Origin of the sequence: Thiothrix caldifontis, assembly GCF_900107695.1 — a bacterium.
Classification (GTDB): Bacteria; Pseudomonadota; Gammaproteobacteria; order Thiotrichales; family Thiotrichaceae; genus Thiothrix; species Thiothrix caldifontis.
This window is the reverse complement of the sequence record NZ_FNQP01000012.1, coordinates 25,418-48,346: the sequence shown is the minus strand read 5'-3', so window position 1 is coordinate 48,346 and position 22,929 is coordinate 25,418. Positions and strand designations below refer to the sequence as shown.

General features: G+C 51.9%; 21 protein-coding genes. 5 read left to right on the top strand and 16 right to left on the bottom strand.

Annotated elements, in window-relative coordinates:
- Position 1: 1 nt before the first annotated feature.
- The 4 genes from BLV87_RS11240 to BLV87_RS11225 all read right to left on the bottom strand — a co-directional run bounded on the left by BLV87_RS11240 (position 2) and on the right by BLV87_RS11225 (position 7,000).
- Complete coding sequence (locus tag BLV87_RS11240) at positions 2-1,198, bottom strand: AAA family ATPase (protein WP_093068758.1); 1,197 nt, start codon at positions 1,196-1,198, stop codon at positions 2-4.
- 131 nt (positions 1,199-1,329) lie between these two features.
- Positions 1,330-2,712, bottom strand: coding sequence for a DUF2201 family putative metallopeptidase (locus BLV87_RS11235; protein WP_175517914.1), 1,383 nt, complete (start codon positions 2,710-2,712; stop codon positions 1,330-1,332).
- 117 nt (positions 2,713-2,829) lie between these two features.
- Entirely contained in the window at positions 2,830-5,616 is a 2,787-nt protein-coding gene (gene ppdK, locus BLV87_RS11230; protein WP_093068756.1) for a pyruvate, phosphate dikinase, read from the bottom strand.
- A gap of 175 nt (positions 5,617-5,791) precedes the next feature.
- A complete protein-coding gene (locus BLV87_RS11225; protein WP_093068755.1) occupies positions 5,792-7,000 on the bottom strand; it encodes a S8 family peptidase in 1,209 nt (402 codons plus the stop codon).
- A gap of 140 nt (positions 7,001-7,140) precedes the next feature.
- On the opposite strand from BLV87_RS11225, the gene uvrC reads away from it, so the two are divergent.
- Positions 7,141-8,973 carry an excinuclease ABC subunit UvrC gene (gene uvrC / locus BLV87_RS11220; protein ID WP_093068753.1) on the top strand — a complete coding sequence of 611 codons (1,833 nt, stop codon included), beginning with the start codon at positions 7,141-7,143 and terminating at the stop codon, positions 8,971-8,973.
- Between the two features lies 1 nt (position 8,974).
- Positions 8,975-9,523, top strand: a complete 549-nt coding sequence (gene pgsA / locus BLV87_RS11215; RefSeq protein WP_093068752.1) for a CDP-diacylglycerol--glycerol-3-phosphate 3-phosphatidyltransferase — start codon at positions 8,975-8,977, stop codon at positions 9,521-9,523.
- On the opposite strand, the gene BLV87_RS11210 is transcribed toward pgsA, so the two are convergent.
- From BLV87_RS11210 to BLV87_RS11160, 12 genes are all read right to left on the bottom strand, one after another.
- The gene (locus BLV87_RS11210) at positions 9,518-10,969 is read right to left on the bottom strand and encodes a hypothetical protein (RefSeq protein ID WP_093068750.1); all 1,452 of its coding nucleotides are present in this window, start codon (positions 10,967-10,969) and stop codon (positions 9,518-9,520) included. The genes pgsA and BLV87_RS11210 overlap by 6 nt on opposite strands.
- Before the next feature lie 100 nt (positions 10,970-11,069).
- Positions 11,070-11,717, bottom strand: a complete 648-nt coding sequence (locus BLV87_RS19675; RefSeq protein WP_093068749.1) for a hypothetical protein — start codon at positions 11,715-11,717, stop codon at positions 11,070-11,072.
- A 3-nt stretch (positions 11,718-11,720) separates the two neighbouring features.
- On the bottom strand, positions 11,721-11,852 hold the full coding sequence (locus BLV87_RS19980; RefSeq protein WP_255697746.1) for a hypothetical protein: 132 nt from the start codon (positions 11,850-11,852) through the stop codon (positions 11,721-11,723).
- Positions 11,853-11,871: 19 nt separating this feature from the next.
- Complete coding sequence (locus BLV87_RS11200; RefSeq protein WP_175517913.1) at positions 11,872-12,966, bottom strand: OmpA family protein; 1,095 nt, start codon at positions 12,964-12,966, stop codon at positions 11,872-11,874.
- A 144-nt stretch (positions 12,967-13,110) separates the two neighbouring features.
- Entirely contained in the window at positions 13,111-13,530 is a 420-nt protein-coding gene (locus tag BLV87_RS11195) for a rhodanese-like domain-containing protein (protein ID WP_093068746.1), read from the bottom strand.
- 3 nt (positions 13,531-13,533) lie between these two features.
- Positions 13,534-13,806, bottom strand: a complete 273-nt coding sequence (locus BLV87_RS11190; protein WP_093068744.1) for an FAD assembly factor SdhE — start codon at positions 13,804-13,806, stop codon at positions 13,534-13,536.
- Positions 13,799-14,035, bottom strand: coding sequence for an FAD assembly factor SdhE (locus BLV87_RS11185; protein WP_093068743.1), 237 nt, complete (start codon positions 14,033-14,035; stop codon positions 13,799-13,801). The genes BLV87_RS11190 and BLV87_RS11185 overlap by 8 nt, the downstream gene beginning before the upstream one ends.
- 66 nt (positions 14,036-14,101) lie before the next feature.
- Entirely contained in the window at positions 14,102-14,881 is a 780-nt protein-coding gene (locus BLV87_RS11180) for a succinate dehydrogenase iron-sulfur subunit (RefSeq protein ID WP_093068741.1), read from the bottom strand.
- Positions 14,882-14,895: 14 nt separating this feature from the next.
- Positions 14,896-16,683 carry a succinate dehydrogenase flavoprotein subunit gene (gene sdhA, locus BLV87_RS11175; protein WP_093068740.1) on the bottom strand — a complete coding sequence of 596 codons (1,788 nt, stop codon included), beginning with the start codon at positions 16,681-16,683 and terminating at the stop codon, positions 14,896-14,898.
- Positions 16,684-16,705: 22 nt separating this feature from the next.
- On the bottom strand, positions 16,706-17,086 hold the full coding sequence (gene sdhD / locus BLV87_RS11170; RefSeq protein ID WP_093068738.1) for a succinate dehydrogenase, hydrophobic membrane anchor protein: 381 nt from the start codon (positions 17,084-17,086) through the stop codon (positions 16,706-16,708).
- Between the two features lie 23 nt (positions 17,087-17,109).
- Positions 17,110-17,487 carry a succinate dehydrogenase, cytochrome b556 subunit gene (gene sdhC / locus BLV87_RS11165; RefSeq protein WP_093068737.1) on the bottom strand — a complete coding sequence of 126 codons (378 nt, stop codon included), beginning with the start codon at positions 17,485-17,487 and terminating at the stop codon, positions 17,110-17,112.
- Between the two features lie 42 nt (positions 17,488-17,529).
- Positions 17,530-18,219 (bottom strand): GntR family transcriptional regulator, encoded by a 690-nt coding sequence (locus BLV87_RS11160; protein WP_093068735.1) that lies wholly within the window; start codon positions 18,217-18,219, stop codon positions 17,530-17,532.
- A 262-nt stretch (positions 18,220-18,481) separates the two neighbouring features.
- On the opposite strand from BLV87_RS11160, the gene BLV87_RS11155 reads away from it, so the two are divergent.
- The 3 genes from BLV87_RS11155 to BLV87_RS11145 all read left to right on the top strand — a co-directional run bounded on the left by BLV87_RS11155 (position 18,482) and on the right by BLV87_RS11145 (position 22,904).
- Positions 18,482-21,328: a 2-oxoglutarate dehydrogenase E1 component gene (locus BLV87_RS11155; protein WP_093068733.1), complete on the top strand. Its 2,847-nt coding sequence runs from the start codon at positions 18,482-18,484 to the stop codon at positions 21,326-21,328.
- Positions 21,325-22,467, top strand: a complete 1,143-nt coding sequence (gene zapE / locus BLV87_RS11150; protein ID WP_245707005.1) for a cell division protein ZapE — start codon at positions 21,325-21,327, stop codon at positions 22,465-22,467. The genes BLV87_RS11155 and zapE overlap by 4 nt, the downstream gene beginning before the upstream one ends.
- Before the next feature lie 74 nt (positions 22,468-22,541).
- Complete coding sequence (locus BLV87_RS11145; RefSeq protein WP_139282165.1) at positions 22,542-22,904, top strand: hypothetical protein; 363 nt, start codon at positions 22,542-22,544, stop codon at positions 22,902-22,904.
- Positions 22,905-22,929 lie beyond the last annotated feature (25 nt).

The following is a 22,929-nucleotide window of genomic DNA, read 5'->3' as shown; positions in this document are numbered from 1 at the left end:
CTTACTGTGCGTTGATCATGGGGATTGCACCATAGCGCCCTGATAAATAAGCTGCTTCGAGATTTTCATGACCTTTGCGCGGTTTGAAATCCAACAGCGAATACAGCCGTGTTGCCTGATTTTTGTCTTTTTCACAGAACCACACTTGATCACGCCTTAATATATCTTGATCTAAAATTGAAGTTTCATGCGTGGTAAATATCAACTGTGCATTTTTTGGGTTATGCTCAATCGAGTTGAATAAGTTGACTAAATAACTCACTAATGCCGGATGTAATTTGGCATTTATTTCATCAATAATTATGACGGCTCCGTTTGCTATTGCTGTGGTTAGATAGAAAGATAAGTTAAATAATTCTTTTGTGCCATCAGATTCATTTTCTAATTTAGAAGAGTAGGCAACTCCATTTATTTTTCTAAATACATTGACATCGAACGCAGGATTTTGATTCTTGATGATTTCGTCAATGTTGTTTTCAGTTGAGATGTCTGAAATACCAACGTCAGCATTTGTTAGAATTGATGTGACCATAGATTCTAGTCCTTCAGTTGCTAAATAAATAGCACTAAGCAGACCAGATTTCATGCTATTAAGTATTTCCCATATTCCTTTGATATAAGTGTAAATAGGAGAGAGCGATTCGCTGTTGAGTTGGGCAGCGGTTGATAAGAATAGGGTGTTTTCGCGGGTGCTGTCACGCCAGACTTTCTTTTCGCCTTTGAGGTTGGTGTCTAAGTGCCATGTGTATTCACCCGTTTGCGGGTCGTATTCGCGTTCAAACCAGCGTTGTGAACGACCTTTGGGGAAGGCGAATAGCCATTCTGACCAAATGCGTTCAGCCGTCGCAGAAAAGCCGTATTGGTAACGCACGTTATTAGCGATGAAAATAAGCTCAAATTCGGTTGGCTGTTGCGGGGTCGCAGGGTCGAACATAAACGGCACGACAGGTAATTTCTCGCCGACGTTCGGGGGCGTTACTACTATTTGTTTCATCGTCGACAGGGCTTTGATGATGTTGGATTTGCCAGCAGCGTTTGCACCATAGATAGCAGCCGATTTCAGTAAGGCTTCGCTGCCCGGTGCAGTTGGTTTGAAGGTGTGCGTTGCTTCCAGTTCGCTGCCTTTACCTTTGACCATGCTCAGGGTTTGCTTGTCCCGGATGGAGCGGAAATTGGTGATTGAAAACTCGACTAACATGAGCTAAATCCTATCTATAACTGGATGAGTTGCGCATTTTTATCATTTTTTGACAAAAAAAGCACTTATCCTAATAGTATAGTAAGGATTTACAGAAATGACCTGATTTCTTGATGAGTGCAATCTTAGCGTTAATTCAACTGCACCCGCGTCCCCCACGGCACGGGTGATTTACCTTTCACCAGCCATATCACCGGATAATTCGGTTGCACTTTGGGGAAATACCCCTGTGCATCCGTGAAATACACCAAAATATCCGGTTGCTGATCTTGGGTTTGCACCCATTCAAACACAGGGCGGAAATCGGTCGAGCCGCCACCGGGCATGGCTTGCGGTAACGTTGCTTCTTCCCACGGCTCAAAGCGGCGCGGAAAACCTTCTACCACTTCCGAATCACAGGCAAGCAAGGTAACAGCAGCGCGAACCTGCCCTTTGATCGCATTAATTTCTGATAAACAGTCCTGCAATTCCTTGTCATTCACCGAGCCACTCACATCCAGCGCGACGACGGCGTTGATTTGATAGCTTTTCAGCGTCGGGAAAATCGCGGGGTCGCCCCGGCGCGAGGAGGGGCGGGCGTAGCTGTAATCGTCACGCGCCACTGCGGTCATGTAGTGCGCCAGCAAGGTGCGCCACGGTAGGCGCGGTTGTAACAATTCTTCCACCAAGCGTTTCATGACACCGCTGAGTTTTCCGGCTTGTTGCGCTTGTTGGGCTGCTCCGGCAAGGCGTTGTTGCCATTGTACGCTGAGGTCTTCGGCTTCTTGCTGGTTCAGTGGGGGCGGTGGGGGTTCGCCATCTTCGCTGGGTTCATCGGGGGATTGTTGTTGGGTGTTGCCGTCGCCTTCGTTGGCATCTTGCGGTTGGGATTCGGCTTCGCCGGATTCGCCCGCGTCTTGTGCGTCAGGTTGCTGCGGTGGGGTGTCGTTATCGGGTTCGGTATCCGTATCGGATTCTTCGGGGGTGTCATCCGCGTTGGTCGGGTTGTCTTGCTTGTCGCGGTTGTCCAGCGGGTTTTCGCTTTTGTCGCTGCTGCCTTCGTTGGGGTTGGTTTCCTTGTCGTACAGGTGCTGATCCATCGTTTCGGTCATGTCGTTATCGTCGAGGAGCGGGTAAATCTCCTCGGCGCTCATGCCGACGTATTCCTTCATCATAATCATGCCGGGTGGCGGTTTGAGGCCGTCGGCAATCAGGATGGGGTTGATGGCGTAATCACAGGCCAGATCCCAGCGGTGTTTGACGCGGTGGGCGCGGCGGGCGAAATGCGACAAGGCGCAATGCAGGGCTTCGTGGGCGAGGACGAATTGCGCTTCGTCGGTGCGTAATTCCTGCACGTATTCGGGGTTGTAGTAGAACTTGCGGGCATCCGTGCCGGTCGTCGGACACCATGCCGGATTCGCAATTTGTAACGGCAGACGCAGCACGAGTGCACCCAGAAACGGTTTATCCAGAATCAGTTTGGTGCGGGCGGCAACCAGCTTGTCTTCAATGGCTTTGATGTCGATGTCAGGCATGTTGGGTGGCAGTTGTTGGGGAAAAATGTCATGGTAGGGGGAGCGGGGGTAATGTGCAAATGGGCATACACAAAGCCAATAAAAAGCCTCTTCCGAGTGGAAGAGGCTCGTGGGGCGCTATGCTGCTTTGTCAGTGACCGCTTTTTCCTTGCCCAGCAGTATTTGGGCATGAGCCGCAGCCAAGCGTGCAATCGGCACACGCGGCCCAGAACAAGACACGTAGTTCAACCCGATTTCATCACAGAAACGGATGGAAGCCGGATGCCCCCCATGTTCGCCGCAAATACCAACCTTGAGGGTAGGGTGCGTGCTGCGTCCCCAGCCAACTGCCAGTCCCATCAAGCGCCCGACGCCTTTCACGTCCAGCACCTCGAAGGGGTTGTCCTGCAAGATTTCGCGTTCGTTGTACATCGGCAGGAACTTGTTCTCGGCATCTTCACGCGAGAATGAGAAGGTGGCTTGGGTCAGGTCGTTGGTGCCGAAGGAGAAGAATTCAGCTTCTTCTGCCAGACTTTCTGCCCGCATACAGGCACGCACCACTTCCATCATACTGCCAAACTGGTAGCTGACCTTGACGCCGAAGGTGGCTTCGACCTGCTGATGCACCGATTGCACCAGCTTTTTGACGTGCTTAAGCTCTTCGGCGGTACAGACTTGCGGAACCATGATTTCGGGGGAAACCGGGATGCCCGCCTTAGTGCAGTCAGCCGCCGCTTCCAGCACCGCGCGGATTTGCATGGTGTAGATTTCCGGGAAGGTGATGCCCAGACGCACGCCGCGATGCCCCAGCATTGGGTTGACTTCACGCAGCGCCCGCACTTTTTTCAGGATTTGTTCCTTGCGGGTGATTACGCTATCGACTAGGCGGGTGTCGCCCAGTTCATGCATGCTGGAAGGCAGTGGTTCGCCATTGCTGCCTGCCAGCAGTTTGGCGGTTTCCACCAGCACTTCCATGCCTTGCACCGATAAACGCAGGTGGCGCAATTGCTCCAGCTCGTCGACCAGTTGCTGTTCGGAGGGCAGAAATTCGTGGATCGGCGGGTCGAGCAGGCGCACCGTGACCGGGCGCGGCGACATGGTTTTGAACACTTCCTTGAAATCGGCACGCTGGATCGGCAACAGCTTGTCGAGTGCCGCTTGGCGTTGTTCAGCAGTGTCCGCCACGATCATGTCGATGACGATGGGCAGGCGTTCGGCGGCGTTGAACATGCGTTCGGTGCGGCACAGGCCGATGCCCATTGCGCCGTATTTGAGGGCGCGGGCGGCATCATTGGGGGTGTCGGCGTTTGCCATCACTTTGAGGCGGGCGGCTTTGTCTGCCCAGCCAAGCAGGGTGACGAGTTCGTCGGAGAAATCAGCTTCGACTTTGGGCACTGCACCGAGGTAAATATTGCCCTGGGTGCCATCTAGGGTGATGACATCGCCTTCCTTGATGACCGTGCCGCCGACGAATGCCTTGCGCAATTGCACTTCAACGTGGATGCCTTCTGCCCCGGCGACACAGGGCTTGCCCATGCCGCGAGCCACTACGGCAGCGTGTGAGGTTTTGCCACCCCGGCTGGTGAGGATGCCTTGTGCAGCGAAAAAGCCGTGGATGTCTTCGGGCTTGGTTTCTTCGCGCACCAGAATGACTTTGAGACCCTGTTTACCCAAGGCTTCGGCACGGTCAGCGTCGAACACCACTTGCCCACTGGCAGCACCGGGGGAAGCAGGCAGCCCAGTGGCAAGCGGCGTACCCTTGAATTTCGGGTCTAGCCGGGGGTAGAGCATTTGCTCCAGATGTTGTGGGTTGACGCGCAGCAAGGCTTGTTCTTCGCTGATCAGCCCTTCGTGCGCCATTTCCACCGAAGTGCGCACCATGGCGCTGGCGTTCATTTTGCCGTTGCGGGTTTGCAGGCAGTACAGCACGCCTTTTTCGATGGTGAACTCGAAGTCTTGGATTTCGCAGTAATGGCGTTCCAGCTTGTTGCGCAGATCCAGCAATTGGGTGAACAGGCTGGGCATTTCCCGCGCCATTTCTTGCAGCGGCTTGGGGGTGCGGATACCGGCTACCACGTCTTCGCCTTGGGCGTTGGTGAGGTATTCGCCGTACAGCATGTTTTCGCCGGTTGCCGGGTTGCGGGTGAAGCCGACGCCGGTTGCGCAGTCATTGCCCATATTGCCGAATACCATCGTGACCACGTTGACCGCAGTGCCGTTTGCCATGTCTGGGGTGATGTGGAATTCGCGCCGGTAGTCTACCGCCCGCTTGCCAGACCAACTGTTGAACACTGCCTTGATGGCGATTTCAAGCTGTTCGTAGGGGTCTTCCGGGAACGGTTTGCCGGTATGATGGCGTACTACCGCGAGGAAGCGTTCGCTGATGTCCTTCAGGTCATTGGCTTGCAGGCCAACGTCTGATTCTGCCCCAACATTTTTCTTCACGGCTTCAAACTGCTCGTCGAACAGTTCGTCAGGAATGCCCAGTGCAACTTTGCCGAACAATTGGATGAAACGGCGGTAGGAATCGTAGCCGAAGCGTTCGTTGCGGGTATGGGCAATCAGCCCAACCAGTGTTTGCGAATTCAGCCCGAGGTTGAGGATAGTATCCATCATGCCGGGCATCGACATGGCAGAGCCGGAACGCACCGAAACCAGCAAGGGGTCGGTGGCGCTGCCGAAACGTTTGCCAGTGGCGGCTTCCAGCATTCCCATCTGGTCACGGGTTTGTGCCATGACCCCATCGGGCAATTGGTGTTCAGGTTGAGCGAGGTAACTCAGGCAGGCGTCGGTGCTGATGACAAAGCCGGGTGGAACATTAAGGCCAATTTGCGTGATTTCGCACAGGTTCGCACCCTTGCCCCCCAGTAGTTGTTTGTTTTTGCCATCGCCTTCCTGATAAGAATATACCCATTTGTTGTTCATGTGATGTCACCCTGTAAAAATTAATATTAGGGGTTGATAGATAAACACTACCCTCAGCCCCTTCGCGGAAAATGCAATTTTCAATTTTTGTTAATTTTATCAGTTTGGGCAGATTGTTTATTGCCATATGGCAAGAAGAGTGTAGGTAAGGGGTGATTCATCACGCCCTTACAGTTTAGTTGAGCGGTGCTTGCACAATACCTGTACCTACGTCATCTTCTTCACTGTCTGGGTCAAGGGCGGCGTAAGTACCACTGGCGATGAGTTGTGCCATCAAGCTTTGGCTTTCGACACGCCCGGTCATTTCCAATTGGCGTTGCGCCCACAGTGCGGCAACCCCGGCTGCATGGGGTGTTGCCATGCTCGTGCCATCCATGCTGGTCAATTTATCGCTTCCCGCTTCAGCAGAGAGAATGTCAACTCCTGGAGCGCTAATATCGGCCTGATTATTGGAGAATTCAGCAATCTTCAAGCCTTTGTCGGATTCGCCAAGCGCCCCAACCGCGATAATGCCAGTGCCTGCGGCAGGTGGTGCCACTGAAATTTCGTATTTGGGGCGATTGCTTTCATTACCGGAGGCCGCAACAATGATTGCGCCCTGTCCGAACGTGCTGTATGCCTGTACGAAACGTGCCAGTTCGGTGAATAAGTTAACGTTGGCCCGGTATTCTTCCAGTGCCATGGAGGTGGCAGGGTTAACGTTCATGTTTTCCTGTTGAACCAGCCAGTCCACATAACCGGGGAAGTCGATTCCGACCGACATTGAAATGACGTGTGCCCCTTCGTGCAGTGCCCATTGGATCGCTTTTGCAAGAGTAGCTGAGGTGCCACCGCCTTCACCCAGCACTTTGCCGATCAATGCACGTTCGATATTGCGGGCAATGCCAATGCGCGTACCGTTAACGTCCTGTCCAAAAATGGTTCCGGCGCAGTGTGTGCCATGGCCATTGAGGTCGTTGGGTTCTTCGGTGGTGAAGTTTTGCTGTACCAGTGCCATGCCTGCAAAAGCAGGGTGATGTGGGTCGATACCCGTATCCAGCACCGCCACGCTGATGCCCGTGCCGTCAAAACGTGATTCGGGAGCACGCACCGCTTTGACTCCCCACGTTGCGGTGGTGTCAAGGGGAGGGGAGGGAGGTGTGTCCGTAGCCTGCCGTCTGACCGGGGCAATGAGTTTGAGCGGCATTGGCATCGCAATCGCACGGGTACGCGGGTCACGGCGTAGATCGTTGCGTTCCCGTTTGGTCAGATCGGCTTCTTCCAGTTTGATGGTGGCAGGTGGGCGGGAAAAGGTATTCACCCCTGCGCCCCGCGTTCCCATATCGCCACGGGTGGGTGAAGAGATTTCCCGGCTACGTAAAATAATGTATTTTTCTGTACTCATTGTAATTTCCCCGCTTGTTCTGAGTGTGATGCAGAATACCTACTAACTATAGTCGGCTTTGGGATTGCCAGCCTGTAATTTTTATGCAGTCTGAGTAACTTCAACAGCAACTTACTGTGTGCTGTGGCAAAATAGCAACTATGCAAACCGAATTGCCCAATTTTGATCCCAAAGACTTCCTCAAGACCGCCCCCCACAAACCGGGCGTATACCGGATGCTGGGTAAAGATGGCGCAGTGCTTTACGTTGGTAAGGCCAAAGACCTGAAAAACCGCCTGTCGAGCTACTTTCGCGGTACGCTGACCAATTCGCGCATTTTTGCAATGGTGAAGCAAATTTGTCAGGTGGAAATTGCTATTACCAACACCGAAGCCGAAGCGTTGTTGTTGGAAAGCAACCTGATCAAACAACATTCGCCGCGCTACAATATTTTGCTAAAAGACGGTAAGGGCTATCCCTACATTCACATTACCGCAGGCGAATACCCCCGCATTGAATTTTATCGTGGGTCACGTAAACAACCGGGGCAATATTTTGGCCCTTACCCTAGCGTGGGGGCGGTACGCCAGACCATGCATTTGATGAAAAAACTGTTCAAAGCACGCCAGTGTGAAGACAGTTATTTCGCCAATCGTTCACGTCCGTGCCTGGAATACCAAATCAAGCGTTGTAGTGCGCCATGTGTGGGTTTGATTGATAAGTCGGACTATGCACAAAGCATTCGTCATGCGGTGCAATTTCTGCAAGGGCGTACCCAAGAGGTGATTGACGAGCTGGTGCAAAAAATGGAAAGCGCCGCCATGACCCTGAATTTTGAGAAAGCAGCGGAATACCGTGATTTGATTGAAAGTTTGCGGCACATTTCCCAACAGCAATACGTCAGCGGTAGCAATGGTAATGTCGATGTGGTGTCGATTTGTTTAGGCTCAGGTGTTGCCAGTGTGCAGGTATTTACGGTGCGTAATGGTAATAATCTCGGCAACCGCAACTTTTTCCCCAAACTGCCCGATGATGAGGCGCATAGTGCTGAAATTCTAAGCTCATTTTTAGCGCAGTATTACCTGAACCATGATGTACCGGGTGAAGTTTTAGTGTCGGAAATGCCCGATGATGCGGATGTGTTAGCGGATATGCTGACCCTCAAGCAAGGGCGTAAAGTGGTCATTCGCCAACCGCAACGGGGTGAACGGAGTAAGTGGGTGGAGTTGGCGCAGCGTAATGCTGAACAGGCGTTGCAAATGCAAGTGCTTTCCCGTGCCGGGATGCAGCAACGATTGTTTGCGGTGCAAGAAGCGCTGGGCATGACAGCCTTACCCGCCCGCATGGAATGTTTCGACATCAGTCACACGATGGGGGAGGCGACTGTCGCCTCTTGTGTCGTGTTCGACCTGAATGGTCCACTAAAGTCAGAATATCGGCGTTATAATATCGAAGGTATTCAACCTGGAGATGATTATGCAGCGATGCGTCAGGCATTGACCCGTCGGTTTCGTCGAGCGGTTGAGCAGGAAGGTAAACTCCCTGATATTCTGTTCATTGACGGTGGCAAAGGTCAGGTCACGCAAGCTTTGGATGTATTGCGTGAATTACACGTGCAGGGTGTTGAAGTTGTTGGTGTGGCAAAAGGCGAGGGGCGCAAACCGGGGTTAGAAACCTTGATTATCGAACAGGGCAAGGAACGCTTGGTATTGCCAGAACATTCGGCAGCTTTGCACCTGATCCAGCAAATTCGTGATGAAGCCCACCGTTTTGCGATTACGGGGCATCGTGCCCGGCGGCAAAAAGCACGCACACAGTCACCTTTAGAGCAAATTGAAGGTCTGGGTGCGAAACGACGGCAAGTGTTGCTGCAACAGTTTGGTGGTCTGAAAGCGATTGAACGTGCCAGTGTGGAAGAATTAGCAAAAGTGTCGGGAATTAGCCCCGTATTGGCACGTAAAATTTATGATTTCTTTAACGGAGAAGAGAGTTGATATGGTGTTCAACCTGCCGGTGTTGCTGACGTGGTTGCGGATTGCATTTATTCCGCTGCTAGTGTTCCTGTTTTATTTGGATCAGCCTTGGGCGCCATTGGCGGCAGCTACCTTGTTCGGGGTGGCGGGTTTGACTGACTGGGCGGATGGCTATTTGGCACGGTTGTGGCAACAGGAGTCACGTTTCGGGGCTTTTCTGGATCCCGTTGCGGATAAATTGATCGTGGCTGTTGCCTTAATCTTGTTGGTGGAACGCGAAGTCAATGTTTGGATCACTTTGGCAACCGTCGTTATTATTGGGCGGGAAATTGTGATTTCAGCCTTGCGCGAATGGATGGCGGAGTCCGGCAACCGTTCCAAAGTGGCGGTGGCTTTCATTGGTAAGCTGAAAACCACCGCGCAAATGATTGCCTTGATTTGTTTGCTGTATAACCAAGACTTGTTCGGGGTGTTGCCACTACGGGACATTGGCTTAGTGGCATTGGCTATTGCGACGGTACTGACCGTTTGGTCAATGGTGCAGTACCTGCGCAGTGCGTTTAGCTCATAAACTTTCTTGGTAGGCTTTGAGTTGTTCCCATTCACCTTGTGCGGCAAGCGCTGCTTGTTTAGGCCAGCTTGAGGTATCGTGCTGGCTGAATTGCTCATCTTCCACGATCAGTAGTGCTTGCAGTTTTTGCGGAGAGGTTTCTGCTAATTGCTGATAAGTGTGGATGCCCGCACGGTGCAAGATGGAGGTAAACGTTGGGCCAATCCCGGTAAGTTTCTGTAGGTCGTCTTGCTTGATTGACAAGTTGTTGGTGAGCTTTTCAGTAAGCTCTTTGGCACTGGCTGCGAGTGCCGCGAGCGTGGAACCGCCTTTTGCCAAGGTTTCAGAACCGATGGTATTCCCTTTAGAACTGAAGTCGTTGCCGAGTTCTTTGGCTTTGTGCAGCCAGTCGTTGCTAACAGGTGCTGCTTTTTCTTTGAGATGTTCCACGCTGTCTTTGGCCTTGTGCAGCCACTCATTGGCAGCAGGTGTGGCCTTTTCTTTGAGATGTTCCACACTTTCTTTGGCTTTGTGTAGCCAGTCGTTAAATATGCCTAGTGTGTTGTCTGTGGTTGTTTGATTGTTGGTTACTTCAGGGCTATCGGGTAAGTCAACAATCGGTTTGTGCGGGTCAATCGCATCGAGTAATGAGTCGGTTTTCATTGTTTCTAATTCATCGGGTGGATCAATAATCGGTTTATGTGGGTCAATAGCGAGTAGCAGCGGGTCGATGCTACTGGTTTCCTGCATATCAGGCGGGTCAATAATGGGTTTGTGCGGGTCGATGGCAAGTAATAGTGCGTCAAGGTTGCTTGTTTCAAGTATATCGATTTCGGGTGGGTCGATAATGGGTTTGTGTGGGTCGATTGCGGCTAACAGGGGGGCGGGTTCCCATGTCTCTGCTGCTGGTCGAGGGATGTTGTGCATGGTGGTTTCCTCCGGTACAACCTTTAGTTCTGTATCTGGTATGTCGATAATCGGTTTATGCGGGTCGATAGCGGCAAGCAACGGGTCAATTTCTGGTAACGGTGGCAACGCGTTCTCTATGTCTATAGTTGGTAATTCGAGCGTGACTTCTGGCGTTGCGTTAGCGATTACTGCTAATTCCGCATTAGTTTCTGGTATTACTTCCGGCAGTGTAAGCATGGGTTTGTCTTGAATTTTGGGAACATAAACATCAGTGACAGCTTGCTTGTTAGGCAATTGTGGTAGTTCGAGCTCAGGATTGGGTGCGATAGGGTTGACGCGAAGATTTGGGGTGTGAATGTTGAAGTCGCGGGTGTGATATTTTCCTGCTGGTACTGGCGTGATACCGAATGGGGTAGTTTTTTTCTTAGGGAGGCAACAAATACCCATTTGGCGTAATAGGCGGCAGAGCAATATCCCCACGACAAAGCTCAGTAGTAGTAATGAGATAATTTCCCCTGTTGCCATGCCAAATGTATAAGGGGGAGGGGCGGTATTCATGATTGGCATTCCTTATTCAATGCATGAGAAATATGGGTTAAACTAGCGTCGTCCTGCTAGTAAAAACCGGCAAAATGCCGGTTTTTGTGGGGCTTGTTATTTAGACTCGTCCGCTGATGAGTAGGTTTTGGTATTCCTTGAGACGTTCCCACTCTCCTTTATCAGCCAATTCTGCTTGGTAAGGCCAGCTTTTAGGGTCGTGCATTCTGAACTGATTACCAGCAGCTTCCAGTATTGGTTTGATTTCTTCCGGTGTCATGGACGCGAGTTGGGCAAAGTTGCGTACTCCCGCAGCATTGAGTACTTGCTCCAGTTTGGGGCCGATACCTTCCAGTTTTTTCAGGTCGTCTTTGTGACCTAGCGTGACGCTGGTAAGGTCAGGTGGGATGCTGCTGACGCGAGCTATTCCTAAATCGCTGACATCATGGGGGGATGGTGTGTTTGGTGAGGAAGGCTCTGGGTTACGCAATAAACTGTTAATGTCAGCCGTATAACCGCCACTTTTTAGATCCTTACCAGGAAATTCGCGGGGGGTACGCTGACCTTCGAGCGTGGTGCTGGCATGACCGGTGTGACTGGTATGACCCAAGGAATGCTTGCTGGTGTTAACCGCATGGCTGGCACAGCAAATACCCAATTTACGCAATAACCAGCACAGCAGCATCCCCAGTAAAAATGCGCCCAGCAGCAATAAGACGATTTCCAGACTGGCAAGACCAAAGGTGTAGTCAGCATTTGTTTGCTTCATGAATTACTCCTCATGGCCTGAGCGGTTGCGGAAATAGCAGAACAGGAACCCCAAGAGGAATGCACCTGCGAGCATGAGAATGACATCCAGACTGGCGCTGGTCATGTCGTAACGGCTTGTAATGTCTTTAAACATGGTAACAACTCCAAATCGTTTATTTTACAGGGGTGATTTCAACACGGCGGTTTTTCTTGCGGCCTTCTTCCGTATTGTTATCAGCAATCGGTTTGTCAGCACCTTCAGAAGACGCAGATACACGGTCTTTAGGAGCACCTAGACCAACCAAGGTTTTTTGGAGCATTTCAGCACGTTTCAAACCGAGGGCTTTGTTTTTTGCGGGATCACCTTTGCTATCAGTATGACCGACAATGGTTACTTTCGCATTGCTATTGTCTTTCAGGAATTGCGCTACTTTCTCAAAATATTCCTTGGTGCTGTCAGCTAATTGTGGGTTAGCAGAACCGGTCGGGAAAGTGAGGATAGCCGGGCCAATATCGCCGTTTTGAGTGGGACTAGTGGTTTCCATGGTGACTTTATCGGCGTCAGCTTTGGCTTGTGTTGCATCCGCAGCGGCTTTATCAGCGTCGATTTTAGCTTGTGCTTCAGCAGCGGCTTTATCTGCATCGGCTTTGGCTTGTGCATCCGCAGCGGCTTTGTCAGCGTCAGCTTTGGCCTGTGCATCCGCAGCGGTTTTGTCGGCATCGGCTTTATCAGCGTCAGTTTTTCCGGCATCGACCGTTTGGGTGGCATCACCACCATTGGCAGCAGGATCAAGATAGTCCGCGAGTTGGTTGCTGTTGGTATCCGCAGCATCATCAACGTTGCCATCGCCATTGGGGTCAGCATTTTCAGTAGCAGTTAATACGCCATCACCGTCATCGTCATCGTCCAGCGCGTCAATTTTGCTGTCCCCGTCGGTGTCTTGTGGGTCGCGTGCCAACTCGATGAAGTCAGAAATACCGTCGCCGTCGCTGTCTTCTTTGTTGGGGTCAAGTCCCAAAGTTTTTTCTTTCGCATCGGGGATGCCGTCACCATCGGTGTCGGTGGTATCATCGCTTGTTTTATCGTCAGCATCTGAAGCTGAACCAGACAGTGCCGCCGCAGCGCCTGTTGCCGCTGTACCCACCGCAACTTGTGCTGGAGTTGCATCAGCGCCACAGAAACCTTTCACTTTGCAGGTATACCACCACCAGCTACCTACCCCCCAGATACCGGCTAACAGTAGCACGATTAATGATTTTGTTTTCATGCAGGTGAAACTCCTTTTCTTGGAACATTCTTGAATGACGTTATGAGACATACTTTTTATAGTATGCAATACCGTGAATTACAACAGGGTTATTGTTCGCATGAAAATAGCATGAACGGCAGCAACTTGCCGATTATTGATGAACTAGCATTGTTCCCAAGGTAAGCCATAAAAACGCCAGCCCCCCAATGTCCCCCGGTGATGCTGGTCATCACGTTCACCTTCAAAACCTTCGTCAATGTGCATGACGTGTTGGAAACCGGCTTCGAGTAACGCGCTGGCAGCTTCGCGTGAACGTTTACCACTGCGGCAAATTAACACCACTTGCGCGGCTTTGGGCGGCAACTCTTGGAAACGGCTGGTTAGCAATTGTTCGACTTCGCTGGCGAAATGCGGATTAATGTCCCAATCGGGTTCGTCGATCCACGCAATGTGCACTGACCCAACCGGATGACCAACAAACAAATATTCCATAGCGGAACGGATGTCGACCAAAATGCTATGCGGGGTGGTTTGCAATAAGTCGTAGGCGGCAGTAGGGGAAAGGTCGTGTAATTCAGGCATGGACTATTCTCCGGCGGTGTTGTCATGGTGTTGGCGTACTTTTTCAATAATAGCGCACATACCCGTATCGCGGGGTTGGCGATTACCAATTAACCAATCCAGAATTTCCTGATCTTTGGATTTTAATAAACGCTCGAACGCAAATTGTTCGCCCATATCGAGACTTTGGAAGCAATCGCGCAAGAAATTTCCCAATGGGCGATCCAATGCTTGCAAGGTGCGTCGACATGCCCAGCGCAAGCGCACCAGCCGTTCGGCTTGTTGTTGTTCAGTCATTGACAACACGCAACTTAGCAATCAGGTCGGCGTACTGGTCGGGGAAGGGAGTTGCATCTAATAACATGTCCCAGATAAGCGGGTCTTGCATTGCCAGTAATTCGTCTAAGCGTTGCAATTCAGTGGGGCTGGCACTGGGGTAATGGCGCTCCAAATAGTGCTGGAAAATCACATCCAGCTCTTTCAAACCACGCCGACAGCGCATTTTTACGCGGGAAAGTTCACTCATGGTGCTGGTGTCCTCTTGCTCCCTTCACCCCTTGCGGGGGAAGGGTCGGGGATGGGGGGAAACGACTTATCGCCGTTCGATCATTTTTTTCTTCAGTTCTGCAATGGATTTCGCCGGGTTCAAACCTTTCGGGCAAGTGTTGGTACAGTTCATAATGGTGTGGCAACGGTACAAACGGAACGGGTCTTCCAGATTGTCCAGACGTTCGCCCGTGGCTTCATCGCGGCTATCCACCACCCAACGGTTCGCTTGCAAGAGAATCGCAGGCCCCAAATAACGGTCACTGTTCCACCAGTAGCTAGGGCAAGAGGTGGAGCAGCACGCGCACAGAATGCACTCGTAGTGATTGTCGAGCTTCTTGCGGTCTTCCGGTGATTGCAGGCGTTCGCGATCCGGTGGCGCAGGCGTTTGGGTTTGCATCCAGGGTTTAATCGAGGCGTATTGCGCGTAGAAGTGCGTCAAATCCGGGATCAAATCTTTCACCACTTCCATGTGCGGCAAGGGGCTGATTTGCACATCGCCCTCGCAAGCGTCAATCGCTTTGATACACGCCAGCGTATTGGTGCCGTCGATGTTCATCGAACAAGAACCGCAAATCCCTTCACGGCAGGAACGGCGGAAGGTCAGGGTCGGGTCAATCTCGTTTTTGATCTTCAGCAAGGCATCCAACACCATCGGCCCGCATTGGTCGAGGTCGATTTGGTAGGTATCCCAACGCGGATTTTCACCACTATCCGGATCGTAACGGTAAACCCTGAAATTTTTCACGCGGGTTGCACCGGCAGGGGCAGCCCAAGTTTTACCACTCTTGATAACCGAGTTGGCAGGTAAAGTAAATTCAGCCATAGCAAAGCTCCCTGTTAGTAAACCCGTTTCTTCGGTGCGATGTACTCGATTTCATCCGTCAAGGTGTAAGTGTGGACGGGGCGGTAGTCGATGGATACCTTGCCAGCCTCATCGACCCACGCGATGGAGTGTTTCATCCACTGCTCATCGTTACGATCGGGGAAGTCTTCACGGGCATGTGCGCCCCGGCTTTCTTCACGGTTCAGAGCGCATTGAATCGAGGTTTGGGCACAATCCAACAGGTTGGCTAACTCAAAGGTTTCCATCAAGTCAGAGTTCCACACCAAGCTGCGGTCTGTTACCGCGACATCGTTGAAGCTGGCGTAAATCTCATTCATTTTGTCGACACCTTCCTGCAAGGTTTCCGCAGTGCGGAAAACCGCCGCGTGTTTTTGCATGGTGTGTTGCATGGCTTCACGGATTTGCGCAGTGCTGGTGTTGCCATTGCCGTGATGGATGCGCTTGAAACGCTCCAACACTTTTGCCACGCCCGCTTCAGGAAGCGCCGGTTGGGTAGCGCTAGGGGTAACGGTTTCAGCACAACGGTTGGCGGCGGCGCGTCCGAACACCACGATGTCCAGCAAGGAGTTGGAGCCGAGGCGGTTCGCACCATGCACAGAAACACAAGCGCACTCACCAATCGCCATCAAACCGGGAACCACGCTATCGGGTTCGCCGTCTTTGAGCGTGACCACTTCGCCGTGGTAGTTGGTGGGAATGCCGCCCATGTTGTAATGCACGGTTGGCAGTACTGGAATCGGCTGTTTGGTGACATCCACACCAGCAAAGATACGCGCACTTTCGGCGATCCCCGGCAGACGTTCGTGAATCACTTCCGGACCTAAGTGTTCCAGATGCAGATGAATATGGTCTTGTTTGGGACCAACGCCACGCCCTTCATTGATTTCAATGGTCATGGAACGGCTCACCACGTCACGCGACGCCAAGTCTTTGGCATTCGGGGCGTAACGCTCCATAAAACGTTCACCCTTGGCATTGGTCAGGTAACCGCCTTCGCCACGCACGCCTTCGGTAATCAAACAGCCCGCGCCGTAAATACCGGTGGGGTGGAACTGGGTAAATTCCATGTCCTGCAATGGCAAGCCTGCCCGTGTCACCATGCCGTTACCGTCGCCAGTACAGGTATGTGCCGAGGTGGCAGAGAAATACGCCCGCCCGTAACCGCCGGTTGCCAATACCACTTTTTGCGCCCGGAAAATGCGCAGAATACCATTGGCTAAATCCCATGCCAGTACCCCACGGCACACGCCTTCCTCGTCCATAATCAGGTCGGTAGCGAAATGCTCAATGAAAAATACCGCATCGTGACGCAGCGATTGCTGATACAGCGTGTGCAAAATTGCGTGACCGGTGCGGTCAGCCGCTGCACAAGTGCGGTGCGCAATGCCTTTGCCGAATTCGGTGGTCATCCCGCCGAAGGGACGTTGATAAATACGACCTTCTTCCGTGCGTGAAAACGGTACACCTTGGTGTTCGAGTTCGATCACTGCCGGAATCGCTTCACGGCACATGTATTCAATGGCGTCTTGGTCGCCCAACCAGTCCGAGCCTTTTACGGTGTCGTACATATGCCATTGCCATTTATCCGGCTCCATGTTACCGAGTGCGGCGGACATCCCGCCTTGTGCAGCCACGGTATGGCTACGGGTCGGGAATACTTTGGTAATACATGCCGTGGACAAGCCTTTTACTGCCATCCCGAAAGTAGCCCGCAAACCTGCGCCACCTGCGCCCACGACCACGACATCGTAGGTATGATGTTCAATTTTGTATTCAGTCATTGTGTAATCAACCTCTGTGTCATTAGCCCGCGAATGCGACCCGTAAAATACTCAAAATGCTGCTGGTTCCCAGCAACACCAGTACCAGTTTCATGCCAATCAGGGCAGCAATCTTGACGCCTTCATGATGGATGTAATCTTCGATAATCACGGTCAACCCTTGCACGGCATGAAGGAAGGCGGTGAAGACGAATAACGTCAGCATGGTCGTGGTAAACGGCTGTGCGAACCATGCCGTTACCGTGGCATAGTCTTCGCCGCTGTGTGCCGCGACCGCAAATACCAGCCACAATGTCAGGGGAATCAAGGCAACCGCTGTGACGCGCTGCATCCACCAGTGCTTTACCCCATCGCTGGTAGTCCCCAGACCGCTGGCACGTTTGAAAGGTGTCAATAAACTCATGTGTAGCAATTCCTCAACAGGGTTCAGGCAACAAGCCAAAGCAGGATAGTGAGAGCCAACGACGCGCCCACTGCGATTTTGCCGCTCAGGTAAACGCTAGGAAGGTCGAAACCGTGTCCGCTATCCCATACCAAATGGCGGATACCGTTAGAGAGGTGATAAAACAGCGCCCAAGACCAACCAAACAACACCAGTTTGCCGAACCATGAGCCAAGAATAGCGTTGGCATTCGCAAAAGATTCCGCACCCCCAGCAATGGCTGCCAGCCAATACGTCACCAGCAATGTGCCGATAGCCAACACCACGCCGGTGCCTCGGTGCATGATCGACAGCACCGACGTGAGTTGCGGCTTATACACCTGCAAGTGGGGTGAAAGCGGTCGTTTGTTCGCGGTCTTCATAGAGTATCCCCGTTGATAAAAAGCTAGAAAGCGTGTAGGTGGTTAGGTGTCTGAGGTCGGCATCTGTTCCAACAGCTTGCAGGCATAATCCCGCGAAGCCCGGATATGATGGCGCATCAGCGTTTCCGCCATTTCCCCATCGCGTCGCTCAATCGCTGACACGATCAGGTTGTGTTCCTGAAATGCCTGTTCGCTGCGACTAAACCCGGACTTGAGGCGGAAACGGTAGAACCGTACCAAGTCATACAAGTCCTGACATAACATGCGAATCAGGCGTTTATTTTTGCTGCCCTGAATTATCGAAAAGTGAAAATCCAAGTCAACGTCGTGTTGTGAATAGCTTTGGTGTTGCGCAATTTCGGCATGATGACGTTCCAAAATTTTGCGTAAATGTACCAATTCTTCCGCAGTCATGTGTTCGGCAGCGAGCCGTGCTGCCATCCCTTCGGTGGCTTCGCGTATTTGGTAAATTTCCAGCAATTGCTCGGTGGAAAAGTCAATGATTCGCGCACCAATATTGGGCTTGCGCGTCACTAAGTTGCAGTTTTCCAATTTGCCAATGGCTTCGCGTAGCGAACCCCTGCTCACGCCATAAGCTGCTGCCAGCTCTGGCTCACTAATTTTTTTCCCAGCGGGGATTTCACCCACCAAAATGGCACGTCGCAAATCAAGAAATAACTTGTCTGCAATTGTTACCGGATCCTGCAATTTGCAAGCAGTCAGAAAGGCCATGGTGCTACCTCGTTTTGTCGACATCTTGTCTGTTGTGTTGACAATAATACCGCGAAACAGCGTTTTTTCAAGAAAAACATCCTGACATTGTTGACACTTTGAAGTTATAATGTCGACACTATAACCAAGAAATGACAGTGTTTACCCCGAATACGTGGGTAGCAGCGCACCTTAAGACACTAAGATGTCGACAATGCACTAGTTTGCTGCACTGCGTCAAGTCGGAAATGTTTGATATTTACCATCAATGTGAGTTGGAAACATGAACAAAGGAGAAGCGCAGGCTACGGCCTGGAATGCGGATACACAATTAGACGGTAACAGCCTGCTGTACCTAGAAGAGATGTATGAGCGTTATTTGCAAGAACCAGCATCCATCCCCGCGAGTTGGCAGCACTATTTTGATGCATTGCCAGCCGTTAACGGGCATGAGCGTGACACGCGCCATTCACTGGTAAAAGACTATTTCCGCGCTTATGCCGCCAAGCCGCAAGCGGTTGCTGCACCAGTTGCCGGTAGTGTTGATATGGAACACGAGCGCAAGCAGGTTAAGGTGTTACAGCTTATCAATGCTTACCGCTTCCTCGGTCACTTCCATGCTAAAACTAATCCGCTGGATGAAAATACCCCGGCGTTTGTGAAAGAATTAACGCTGGCGTATCACTCGCTGAGTGAAGCGGATCTGGATACCACCTTTAACACCGGTTCATTGGTTGCCCCTGATCAACTGACCTTGCGTGAAATTATTGCGCAATTAGAAGCTACGTATTGTGGTTCAATTGGGGTGCAATACATGCACACCACCAGCACCGAGCAAAAGCGCTGGGTGCAACAACGTTTAGAAAGTGTGCGTTCTACCCCGACGTTTAGCCCGGCTGAGAAGTTGGAGATCCTCGACCGTCTTACCGCAGCAGAAGGTTTGGAGCGTTACCTGCACACCAACTACGTCGGGCAAAAGCGTTTCTCACTGGAAGGCGGCGAAAGCTTGATTCCGATGCTCAATACCCTGATTCAGCACGGCGGCAGCTTGGGTGCGCAGGAAATGGTCATAGGCATGGCACACCGAGGGCGGCTCAATGTGTTGGTCAATGTATTGGGTAAAGCGCCCGCGCTACTGTTCGGCGAGTTTGAGGGCAAATACGCCAATAACGGCGACCGTACCGGCGATGTCAAATACCACATGGGCTTTGCCTCCGACATGATGACCCCCGGCGGGCCGTTGCACGTCGCAATGGCATTCAACCCTTCGCATTTGGAAATCGTTGGTCCGGTGGTGCAAGGTGCGGTTCGCGCCCGCCAAGACCGTTGGGATGATGCCGGTGGTGATAAGATCATTCCGGTGGTATTGCACGGGGATGCGGCATTCGCGGGGCAGGGCGTGAACATGGAAATGCTGCAAATGGCCGATACCCGTGGCTACCGCACTTACGGCACGATTCACATTGTGATTAACAATCAGGTAGGCTTTACCACCAGTACCGCCGCCGATGCGCGTTCCACCTATTACTGCACCGACATTGCCAAGATGGTCGATTCGCCGGTATTCCACGTCAACGGTGATGACCCGGAAGCGGTGGTGCTGATAACTCAAATTGCCTTCGATTTTCGTGCAAAATTCGATAAGGATGTGGTGATTGACTTGGTGTGCTACCGCCGCCATGGTCACAATGAAGCTGATGAGCCTTCCGCCACGCAACCGGTGATGTACCGCAAAATTCGCGCGTTACCGACTACCCGTGAACTGTATGCACGACGTTTGACGGGCGAAGGTCTAATTACGGCAGAAGACGCGCAAGAACGGGTGCAACGTTGCCGCCAGCAATTGACCAGTGGTGCGCCGACCGTGCCACATTTGCTGGAAAAGGGTGAAGTGCAAAATCCACACCCCGTTAAGTGGAAACGCTTTGTGGATAATGCGTGGGATATGCCGGTGGATACCACCATCAGCGCGGATGCCGTTAAACGCCTCGGTACCAAACTGACCGAGTACCCAGCCGATTTTAAGCTCAATTCCCGTGTGGCGCGTATTGTGGCTGACCGTAAGAAAATGGCGGCGGGCGAACAATTGATGGACTGGGGTTTCTGTGAAAATCTGGCTTACGCCTCGCTGATTGACGAAGGGTATCCGATTCGCTTGTCGGGTGAGGACTGTGGGCGCGGTACGTTTTTCCATCGCCACGCGGTATTCCACGAACAGGAAAGCGGCGCAACCTTCGTGCCGTTGCAGCACCTTTCCGAAGCGCAAATGCCGTTTGTGGTCATCGACTCCTTGCTTTCGGAAGAAGCAGTACTGGCGTTTGAATACGGTTATGCCACCACCGAAGCCAATACCCTCGTCATTTGGGAGGCGCAATTCGGTGACTTCGCCAACTGTGCGCAAGTGGTCATTGACCAGTTCATCAGCTCCGGTGAACAGAAATGGGGGCGCTTGTGCGGGCTGGTGATGTTATTGCCACACGGCTTTGAAGGGCAGGGGCCGGAACACTCTTCGGCGCGGTTGGAACGATACTTGCAGTTGTGCGCCCAACACAATATGCAGGTGTGTGTGCCGAGTACGCCCGCGCAAGCGTTCCACATGTTGCGCCGCCAGATGGTGCGTGATTACCGCACCCCGCTGATTGTGATGACGCCGAAAAGCTTGTTGCGCCACCCATTGGCGGTGAACAGCATGGAAGACCTCACCGAACGTGGTTTCCAGAATGTCATCGACGAAATCGACGTGCTGGATCCGCTGAAGGTGACGCGCCTAGTCATGTGCAGCGGTAAGGTGTATTACGACTTGCTGGAACAACGCCGCAAAGCAGGGCTGGATGACGTGGCTTTGGTGCGTATTGAACAGATCTACCCGTTCCCAGAAGCGGATATGAATGTGATATTGGATCGTTACCCGAACATCGCCGTGAACGTGTGGTGTCAGGAAGAGCCGTTGAATCAAGGCGCATGGTTAAGCATTCAGCCCGCATTGCGTCTCGTATTGGGTGGTATGGCGCGTTTGGATGTGGTGAGCCGCCCCGCTTCAGCGTCGCCTGCGGTGGGTAGCGCTAAAGTTCATGCTGCACAGCAGCAAGAATTGGTGAATAATGCCTTAGGAATTAGGGTTGAGTCATGAAAGAAGGAAACGTTATGCCGCTATTGAAGCATTACCACGACGCCATCAAGGAGGGTGCGATCCAACACGATCCCGCCCAACTCGAAGGTCTCAAGGTCTTGCAAGAGGTGTGGAATGGCTTGCTCAAACCGCGTGAAACTGCCCGCGTGGCACGTTCGCGGGGTTTGTTGGCGGTGTTTTCCAAGCGGCATAATGTGGTGATCGAGCCAGTGCGCGGCGCTTACCTGTGGGGTGGCGTCGGGCGTGGCAAGACGTGGTTGATGGATATGTTTTATTCACGTCTGCCGCTGACGGAAAAACGGCGGATGCATTACCACCATTTCATGTTCTTCATTCATGAGGAACTGAAACGGCTGGCGCACCATCGTAGCCCATTGGAGGCATTGGCGGCGCAATTGGCACAAGAAGTGCGCCTGTTGTGCATCGACGAATTTCACGTCATGGATATTGTGGATGCGATGTTGCTGCACGGTTTGCTGGATGCGATGTGCAAACACGGTATTACCTTGGTGACGACTTCTAACCGCCCGCCGGATGATTTGTATTTAAACGGTTTGCAGCGCGAACGTTTTTTGCCTGCGATTGCGTTACTGAAAAAGCATACGCACGTGGTGGAGTTGGATAACCAGATTGACTACCGCATGTTGAAACACGTCAGCCAAGATAGCTTTTTGGAAGACGACGATGCGGTGTTGGTGGAACACGAGCTGGAAAAATGTTTCGCAGAACTCGCCAGCGGTGCCATTGAGGTCGGGCAGGATATTGAGGTGCAAGGGCGTTGTTTGCCGACACATCGCTTGTCTGAAAACATTGTGTGGTTTGATTTCAAGACCTTGTGTGAAACGGCGCGTTCTACCCGCGATTATATTGAGTTGGCAGAACGCTTTGATTACATTGTGTTATCGGGTTTGCATGTGTTGACCGAAGAACACGAATCGGCAGCGAGGCGTTTCCTGAATCTGATTGACGAGTTGTATGACCGGCAGGTGCAGTTCATTTTTTCCACGACGATTGCGCTGGATAATCTGTATCAAGGGGAGAAATTGCGCTTTGAGTTTCAGCGGGCGTTGAGTCGTTTGAATGAGATGCAAGGTGACGACTATCAGTCAGTGCGTTTAAACGGGCAAGTGATGCATTAACTAATAATATCTATGAATAAAAAATAGCCATTTTGGAGTGTCATGGGTAAAATACCTCAAAATGCGAGGTATTTATGATGAAGACTACAACGAGAGCGACAGCAGTAAAAGGCTTACTGATGACGGGGATGCTGTTGAATCTCACTGCTTGTGGCACGGCATCTGCGCCGCTGTCTTATGAATCTATCCATTCGATTACCAAACCGTTTGCGTTGCGTACCAATGATATGCAGTTGCAGCAACGCCAGTGCACGAATAGCTATTTGCTGATGCAGGATTGTGATGCGGTGGTGCGGCGTGATTTCCGCCTCAGTGAAAATGTGCGCGAGAATGTGTTTGATAACTTGTCTGATAAAGTGTTTGCGAATGGTCGTTCCAATGCCAAAGCACGCTGGCGGCTGAAGCGCGATCGGGTGGAATGGCAATACCGCTTTTAAGCACATTAGGTGAGCGGGATCAGTA